The 8,977-nt window shown below is 50.3% G+C and carries 7 protein-coding genes; 1 reads left to right on the forward strand and 6 read right to left on the reverse strand.

From position 1 onward, the window contains the following. Positions 1-50: 50 nt before the first annotated feature. From ABWO75_RS04330 to mutS, 6 genes are all read right to left on the reverse strand, one after another. Positions 51-1,538 carry a M14 family zinc carboxypeptidase gene (locus ABWO75_RS04330; RefSeq protein WP_353182931.1) on the reverse strand — a complete coding sequence of 496 codons (1,488 nt, stop codon included), beginning with the start codon at positions 1,536-1,538 and terminating at the stop codon, positions 51-53. Positions 1,539-1,639: 101 nt separating this feature from the next. Further along, on the reverse strand, positions 1,640-2,662 hold the full coding sequence (locus ABWO75_RS04335) for a S66 peptidase family protein (RefSeq protein WP_353182933.1): 1,023 nt from the start codon (positions 2,660-2,662) through the stop codon (positions 1,640-1,642). A gap of 16 nt (positions 2,663-2,678) precedes the next feature. Then, a complete protein-coding gene (locus ABWO75_RS04340) occupies positions 2,679-4,013 on the reverse strand; it encodes a dihydroorotase (protein ID WP_353182935.1) in 1,335 nt (444 codons plus the stop codon). Positions 4,014-4,169: 156 nt separating this feature from the next. Beyond that, on the reverse strand, positions 4,170-4,742 hold the full coding sequence (locus tag ABWO75_RS04345; RefSeq protein WP_353182937.1) for a hypothetical protein: 573 nt from the start codon (positions 4,740-4,742) through the stop codon (positions 4,170-4,172). A gap of 165 nt (positions 4,743-4,907) precedes the next feature. Continuing rightward, positions 4,908-5,393, reverse strand: coding sequence for a hypothetical protein (locus ABWO75_RS04350; protein ID WP_353182939.1), 486 nt, complete (start codon positions 5,391-5,393; stop codon positions 4,908-4,910). A gap of 135 nt (positions 5,394-5,528) precedes the next feature. Continuing rightward, a complete protein-coding gene (gene mutS, locus ABWO75_RS04355; protein WP_353182941.1) occupies positions 5,529-8,141 on the reverse strand; it encodes a DNA mismatch repair protein MutS in 2,613 nt (870 codons plus the stop codon). A gap of 121 nt (positions 8,142-8,262) precedes the next feature. On the opposite strand from mutS, the gene mtgA reads away from it, so the two are divergent. Then, the coding region (gene mtgA, locus ABWO75_RS04360; protein WP_353182943.1) for a monofunctional biosynthetic peptidoglycan transglycosylase at positions 8,263-8,977 on the forward strand (715 nt) is incomplete at its 3' end.

Genomic DNA, 8,977 nt, shown 5'->3' on the forward strand with positions numbered 1-8,977 from the left:
AATTTCAATAACGAAATATCACGTCCCGTAACCAGTAGCCAGCAGGATGGTTACCAGACGTAATTCTTAAATTGTTCCCCCGGTATTGCGGATAGGTCAATTAAATAACCATTAATAACCGCATACGCGGGGACATTGTCCCTGGCGAGGAAGAAATTAGCTGTTGCTCCCAGGTTAGGACCCGATGGAACAGGTGTCCGCGTGTTGAAAACAATCAGTGGTAGGCTGTGGTGGCGGTCTTCCGGCAAATTCGTCACCCGGACCGCATAGTATCCCTGCCGCAGCAGGTCCATCGCCTGCGCCATCGACACTTGTTCGATGCTGTTAAATGCCGTTGGATAAACCTTACCTGGCATAAAGTGATAGCCTTCGGCATCCAGTTCGGCATAACCGAATTGTTCTTTCAGGTCGCCCACATCCGTTATCCGGGATTGCACATGGTACGTGCGGTAATCGCCGGGATCCGTTACCTCATTCCGCACGATGGACAGGTCTACCCGGTAATTCAGGGAATCGTGGGCAGCACCCACATTCCGGATCAGCAGATCGGAAAGCTGCGAGGCACTGAAAGGCAGAGTTTCATATTCGGCTCTATCGTATTGCGTATAACTTTCCTGGGCGATCTCCATCAACGCATTCAGGATAACAATAAAATTAAGCTTCCGGATAAACTGTTTTTCGGGGTCACCCGGATAACCTCCTGATTCGATCAGGACGGTACTTGCACCCCAGGCCTGGAAATTATCACCGAAAGCGCGGGGCGAATAGGTATCGTCATATTTGGCCACGCCATTCGGAATATAGCCCTGCAGAATCCGGTTAATGCTTGCCGCAACTTTCATGGCATTGCCGCGGACATCATTCACCTCCCGTTCCTCGTTATACGCGGGTGCTAACAGGGCGACCGTTACCGGATTGGATGTTCCCGGCACGTTATAGTAGATATTCATGTCGTGCAGGTTGAAGCCGAAATCGGGCTTGACAGTTTTGGCCGCTTCGATCAGAATTCTTCCTTCTACCGTTTCACCGGCCCTCGCGTCACGGTTGATATCCACATCCATTGCATTTCGCCGGGTATACACGTCCGCACCATCCGGATTGAGCATGGGGATGAAATAAATGCTGGTCTGTTCGCGCAATAATGTACGAATGCTATCCAAACCATCATTTTCTGCCTCCAAAAAATTAAACAAATCCATCAATGCCATGGTTGCCGTAGGTTCATTGCCGTGCATCTGCGACCACAGCATGATCTTTTTCGGACCACTTCCGTATGTTAGCTGGTAAATTGGCTTTTTCAGCACAGAAACCCCCAGCTGGGTCACTTCAAATGTTTCCCCGCCCTGTCGCTTCAGGATTAACGGTTCGATATCGGCATGTTTAAACCGGCGATTGGTGATAGTGGGTTCGCGATACGTTTCAAAGGCATTGGCCAGCATCGTCGTATCAGGTACATAGCCGCCTTTTCCGGAGAACCAGTTGCCCTGGCAAGCGGAGGACAACAATACCATAGCGAATAAGTAAATGAATGGTTTCATATTTTAGGTATTTAACGATCAGCATTCACACAACCAATTGGCACAACCGACGATTCATCCGTTTAGCCTGCTCGGGATTCCTGCAAGCCGCTTTCCTATCTTCAACGAAGAATATTTTCCAGTACCTGCAATGTCCCCCCGTCGGCATCCATGCGAACCCGCGCCCCGATTGGCAGGATAAACTGCTCGTCAATATGCCCGATCCGCGCTCCCTGAAACGCTGGTATCCCCAGCGGCTTAATATAATCAGTTAGCACCTGATTCAGGGTGAGGGAGTTTCTCGGATTCTTCGCTTCACACTCCGAACACTTACCAAAAATCAACCCTTTAATTTTGGATAACGCGCCCGTTAGTGCCAGCTGGCTGAACATCCGGTCGATCCGGTATGGTTCTTCACCGATATCCTCCAGAAAGAGCAGGCTATTCTCGAAATCAGGGAAATACCGGGAACCGGCAATACCGGCCAGCACCGTGAGATTCCCTCCCAGTAGCCGACCCTCAGCCGAGCCGGAAGAAATCGGCCGGAATTCCTTTTTGTCTGTTGCATAAACCGGCGGCTTACCTTCAAAAAACAGCTGCGTAAATTGGTTGTTGACCATGGATGTCCAAACACTATTAGCCACCGCCCCATGGAACGTAATCAGTCCCGTTTGCGTATAAATCGCCTGATGAAAAGCCGTAATATCGCTGTAGCCCATAAAAATTTTAGGATTCCGCGCAATCAAGCTATAATCGAGCCGACTGAGCAGTCGGGCCGCGCCTGATCCGCCACGGAGGCAAACGATGGCTTTGACTTCCGGGTCGCTGAACATGCGGTGTATGTCGGCTATCCGTTCTTCATCCGTACCGGCCAGGTACCCGTTTTTTTTACCTACATGCTCCCCCCATTTGATGCGAAGTCCGAGCGCAGCAAAATTAGCTTTGGCAATCGCGTAGCCCTTGTCGTCAACCAATGGCGATGACGGGGTAATGATCCCGACGGTATCTCCCTTTTTTATTCGTCTGGGATAAATGGCGGCCCGCTGTCCGGCAAGCGAATGCCTTCCAAAAGCCGGCAATGTATTTCCCAGAGCCATCGAGGCAATTCCCGTGCTACCTATTTTCAAGAATGTACGTTTGTCCATTACAGTCAGTATATCATCATCGGTTAAATAGCAGCCGTTTCCCGGAGCCTCTCTCAAACAATTCGCCGTCACGGTAAACCAAGTTCCCCGATACCAGCGTGTGCGTGATGGTTGATTTAAAGGTATGCCCCTCAAACGGCGACCATCCGCATTTAGAAAGGATGTTGGCTTTCGTGACCGTATATGGTTTATTTAAATCCACCAACACCAGGTCGGCCCAATATCCTTCTCTTACAAACCCACGGTTATCGACCTGAAAACAGATCGCCGTATTGTGTGCGGTTTTCTGTACCAGTTCTTCCAGTGTCAGTTCCCCGTTGTGGTGAAGGTCGAGCAATGCCTGCAGCGCATGCTGCACGAGCGGTCCGCCGGATGGCGCCTGCAGGTAAGGTTGCAGTTTTTCGTTAAGCGTATGCGGCGCATGATCCGTGGCGATAACATCAATATGGCCATCGCGTACCGCAGCAAGGATTCCGCGGCGGTCTGCTGCAGTTTTCACAGCCGGATTCCACTTAATGAAGTTACCCTTCCCAGCGTAGTCCGCATCGCTGAACCAAAGGTGGTGTACGCAGGCTTCGGCTGTAATGCGTTTCGCTTCCAACGGGATTTCGGCATCAAACAACTGCGCTTCCCGTGCCGTTGAAATATGCAGGATATGCAGGCGGGAGCCATGTTTCTTAGCCAGTTCAACCGCACGCGACGATGAGATAAAACACGCTTCCGATGAGCGGATTAATGGATGCATATCCGGTGTCAGTGCTTCGCCGTAAATTGCCTTGAACTTAGCGAGATTCTGCCGAATTGTCGCTTCATCTTCGCAGTGGGTGGCAATCAGCATAGGTGCCTGCGCAAATATCCGCTCCAGGGTATATTCGTCATCCACCAGCATATTACCGGTAGACGATCCCATGAACACCTTAATCCCGCACACCGTGCGTGGATCGGTACGGAGTACTTCGTCCAGGTTATCATTAGCGGCGCCCATGTAAAAGGAATAATTTGCAAGTGAGCGTTGGGCCGCAATATCAAATTTATCCTGCAACAGACGCTGTGTAAGCGCATTGGGAACAGTATTGGGCATTTCCATAAACGAGGTAGTCCCTCCCGCTACTGCCGCCCGGCTCTCGTGCCAGATATCGGCCTTATGCGTAAGACCAGGTTCACGGAAATGCACCTGGTCATCAATCAGACCGGGTAGCAGGTATTGCCCCTCCGCATCGATCTCGATTTCCGCCCGCTCGGTAAGCTGCGGTGCAATCTTTTGGATAATCCCGTCCCGGATGTATATGTCAGCAACGAAAATCTGTCCTTCATTGACAATAGTGGCGGCTTTAATAAGTATTGCAGGCATACCTTTTTACGTTTATCATGGTGCCGTATGTAGCATTTAGGATTAGTTCGGGACGGCAACAGCCCACCCGTAGGCAAAGATACATAAATCACATGCCATCTGTCAACATGGGGCAGCTAAACTTTCACTTGGCCACTGCAGCCCGAAACCTCCCGATTATCCGTTTGACGTACTGTCTACTGGAAAGTTATTGGACGTGCTGTCCACAGGCAGGCCAGTGCTGTCCACGGGCAATTCATGATCGGTACTGTCCACGGGTGATTCATGGTCCGTACTGTCTACGGGAAGCTCATGATCCGTTGAGTCTGAAGGCAATTCATTGCCCGGGCCCTCACCCTCTTCATAAATCAGCCGTGCCACACCGTCAACACATTTCACCCCAATCGGTTCCGGCACCGTGGCACAGTCTGAGTTATTATTCCCCCACTTATTGTTAAATTTGGTCTCCAGTTCCGTATACAGTGCTACCCTGCTTAAGAAGTGTTCCGTATCGATCTTATTGGAATATGCAATATAACCACTTGGCCCCCCGCAGGGTTTACGCCCGATTGCCGTATAGGCCCACTGGGTGGAATCCGTACAGGATTCCTTTTTGGAAAGCCCGTCGATTTCAGCATATAACTGCTTAAGTACCTTTGCATCGGCACCTTTTTCGTCATATTCAGGTGATTCGCAGGAAAAGCATACAAATAGCAGGGCCACTCCCGCCATATAATGTAACGTACTCATAAGTATAATTTTAACTGTAATTTGTTTGTATCTGTAAGCCCATATGCAAAATTCAGACCATAGGGGTTAAAATGGCAGTAAAAAATGCAATTCCACGGCAAGGGTAACAACAAGGCGCGCGGAAATTTCGGTTTCCGCGCGCCTCGTGATGTGATTAAAATGGAATTACATAGGCAAATTAGCCATAAACTGCACATTCACCGACCCCAGGTTAAGCCCAACCATAAACGAGGGCATGGCCTGTGCAAAAACCCACGCATTGTGCTGCCGGTAAACGTATCCCCGACGGTAGGGGTCGTAGTACGTGTGATAGGCGGGGAAATACACATACTCTGACCGATGATAAAATCGGGGGCCATAGTACCAGGCGTCGTGGTCACGGTAGCGTTTGCCCCGTTGCTTGACGTATTTCCGGTAAGCCTTATCGCGCTCCCGGTAATACTCACGGTATGAATTACCGCGACGGCCATCGTATTCGCGAACCCGGTAATGTCCACCGTTTGCATAATGGTGTCCACCCCGCTCATGCCGGTATTTCGGGTGTTCTTTTCCGTTACCCCGGCCATGCCCGCGCCCACGCTGCGCGTAAGCATCACTGAAACTCATTATTCCGAATACAATCGCAACAACATAAATGACTAACTTTTTCATGGCTCTGCGTTTTACGTTACTCCTAACTTATTCCTTGACTCCTTTTGCGAATTGGACTACTAAAAGCATGCCGAGGTTTAATGGAATAAATGTCCTATGGAATAATTGAGCTATCGCAGGGGAATATCGCCCGGATTAGTTCTTCAGCAATCGCTGTATCTCATCCAGTTTCATCAATGCCTCAACGGGGGTTAATGTATTGACATCGAGGTTATTGAGCATATCCCGTATTTTAACGAGAATAGGGTCGTCAATGGAGAACATCTGCAATTGATAGGCCTGCTTCTGGATTTTTTTCATGCTGTCCTTAATCTGCTCTCCTCCGGTACGTTCCTGCTCCAGACGCTTGAGGATATCTGTGGCACGTTGCAACAATTTGGGGGGCATTCCTGCCAGTTTAGCCACATGGATACCGAAACTATGTTCACTTCCCCCCGGAACCAGCTTGCGGAGAAAAATCACCTTGTTATTTACCTCCTTGACCGATACATTGAAATTTTTGATCCGGGAAAATGAATTGGTTAATTCATTCAGTTCGTGATAATGTGTGGCAAAGAGTGTCTTCGCCCGGGCTACAGGGTGATTATGCAGGAACTCCGCAATGGCCCAGGCGATGGAAATGCCGTCATACGTGCTGGTACCGCGTCCGATCTCATCGAGCAGGATCAGGCTCCGCGGCGAAAGGTTATTCATGATGCTTGCCGTCTCGTTCATTTCCACCATAAATGTGGACTCGCCCGACGAGAGATTATCGGATGCCCCCACCCGCGTGAATATCTTGTCGACCAGTCCAATCCGTGCCGCAGTTGCGGGAACAAAGCTTCCCATCTGGGCCATTAGTACGATAAGCGCGGTCTGCCGGAGAAGTGCCGATTTACCTGCCATGTTCGGACCGGTAATAATGATAATCTGCTGCGTCTCGGTGTCAAGAAACACGTCATTGGTAATATAATCTTCCCCGGCCGGGAGCTGTTGTTCAATTACCGGATGGCGGCCGCCTTTGATATCAATGGCATCACTTTCATTTATTTCCGGTTTGATGTAGTAATTTTTTTCGGCGATGACTGCAAAATTGAGCAATACATCGAGGCGGGCAACCAGCTGGGCGTCGCATTGCACGGGTTTTATGTAGGCCGCAACAGCCGTCAGTAACTCGGCATATAACCGGGTTTCAATCGCCTGGATTTTTTCTTCGGCCCCGAGAATCTGTTCCTCGTATTCCTTCAGCTCTTCGGTAATGTATCGTTCGGCATTGACCAGTGTCTGTTTCCGGATCCAACCGGCAGGTACTTTATCTTTGTGCGCGTTGGTTACTTCAAGGTAGTAACCAAACACGTTGTTGAAGGCAATTTTCAGCGAAGGAATACCCGTTGTTTCAGCTTCCCTTTTCTGGATTTCGAGCAGGTAATCTTTGCCTCCGTAGGCTACCTTACGCAACTTATCGAGGGTTTCATCAACGCCATCGGCAATTACATTTCCCTTATTTACCTGCACCGGTGGTTCGGGCTGCAGCTGTGCCTCGATCCGGTTGCGGATAGCCTGACAGGGATCCAGTTGTGCTGCAATGGCCTGCAGAGCCGGTGCCCCGGCCGTCGCGGTTAGTGCTTTCAGCTGCTCAACAGCATGCAACGCACGCTTAAGCTGGATGACTTCCCTCGGATTGGCCTTCAGCAGGCCAATCTTGCTGATCAATCGTTCCAGGTCGCCGATCTGCCTGATTTCACTCACCAGCGCCTCCCGGAGGTCTTTGTTACCGTATAAATAATCCACGACCTCCAGCCGTTCGCTGATGGCCTTCCTTTCTTTTAATGGCATTACCATCCAACGCTTGAGTAACCGGGCACCCATCGGCGAGGCAGTTTGGTCAAGCACATCGGACAACGTAATGGCACTTTCATTGGCCGAGCCCACCAATTCGAGGTTTCGTATGGTAAAGCGATCGAGCCACATGTAATGATCTTCCTCAATCCGGGAAATACTGGAAATATGCTGCAAATTCCGGTGTTCGGTTTCATTGAGGTAATGCAGGGCAACTCCCGCAGCCACGATACCCAGAGACAACCGGTCGATGCCGAATCCTTTCAGCGATTGCACTTCGAAATGCTTGTGCAGCGCTTCTTCAGCATAGCTGCCGGTATAGGGCCACTCGTCCAGGGTGTAGGTATAAAACTGGTTGCCGAAATGCTCGACAAAAAGCTGATGCTGCCGCTTACCCATAATAACCTCGGTCGGCTTCAACCCCTGCAGCAGCTTATCGATATAGGCTGCATTCCCCTGTGCTACCTGAAACTCACCGGTGGAAATATCAAGAAAAGAAATACCGATCAGGTTTTTTTCGAAGAAAATGGAGGCCAGGTAGTTATTAGCCTTTTGTTGTACAATATGATCACTGTAAGAAACCCCGGGGGTAACCAATTCCGTTACGCCACGTTTCACAATGGTTTTGGTTGCCTTAGGATCCTCCAATTGGTCGCATATGGCAACACGCTGCCCGGCGCGGACAAGCTTGGGCAGGTACGTTTCGAGGGAATGGTGCGGAAAACCGGCAAGTGCCGTTTCGGACTCGCTGCCATTACCCCGTTTGGTCAGCACAATACCGAGTATCCGTGCTGCTTTTATTGCGTCTTCGCCAAAAGTCTCGTAAAAATCGCCTACGCGAAACAACAGCAGGGCACCGGGATATTTCACCTTAATGCTGTTGTACTGCTGCATCAAAGGGGTTTCTTTTTTCTTTGCTGATTTTGCCAAAATAGACGTCGTTTTACTCCTGCGTGGCCGTAAAAATAGAACAATTGATGGGATTTGGCAATGGATAATTGTGAATCGGCCCGTTGCCTGCTGCCAACTATTCCGTATATTCGTTTTAATTATGGCAGCCAAACTAAGCCGAAAAAAGCGCGTTAAACGTCGAAGACTTCCATTTTCCGCCATCCGGAACAGGTACCTCCGATGGGGCCTGCGTATCGTGGCGGGGTTTTTCATGCTCTCCGTGGTCTGGGTGCTGGCCCTTCGTTTTGTTAACCCGCCCGTTACCTGGCTGATGGTGCAGCGAGGTTTCGAACGCCAGGGCGAGGGCAAAACATGGAAAATTACCAAGGAATGGCGGGCTTACGAAGTACTTTCGGACAACCTCAAACGAGCGGCGATGGCGGGCGAAGACGCCCGGTTTACGGAACATTGGGGATTCGATCGCGATGCTATCGTAGATGCCTACCAGCGCAATAAGACAGGCGGTAAGCTGCGGGGAGGCAGCACCATTAGCCAACAGACAGCAAAAAACGTCTTTCTCTGGCCAGGGCGCTCCTGGGTTCGAAAAGGATTCGAAACATACTTCACCGTGCTTATCGAGCTGCTGTGGAGTAAAAAACGGATCCTCGAAGTCTACCTCAATGTGGTGGAAACCGGCGACGGCCTGTACGGCGCGGAGGCGGCGGCACAATATTATTATGGAAAGTCGGCGAAAAGCCTGACAAAGCGCCAGGCTGCTTTATTGATTGCGGTTTTACCCAACCCCCGCCGCTGGTCACCCGTAAAACCCACGGCGTTCATCAACCGGAAAGCGAATACCATTGTCCGGTACATGG

It is taken from the genome of Parapedobacter lycopersici (assembly GCF_040395035.1).
In the GTDB taxonomy this organism is placed as follows: domain Bacteria; phylum Bacteroidota; class Bacteroidia; order Sphingobacteriales; family Sphingobacteriaceae; genus Parapedobacter; species Parapedobacter lycopersici_A.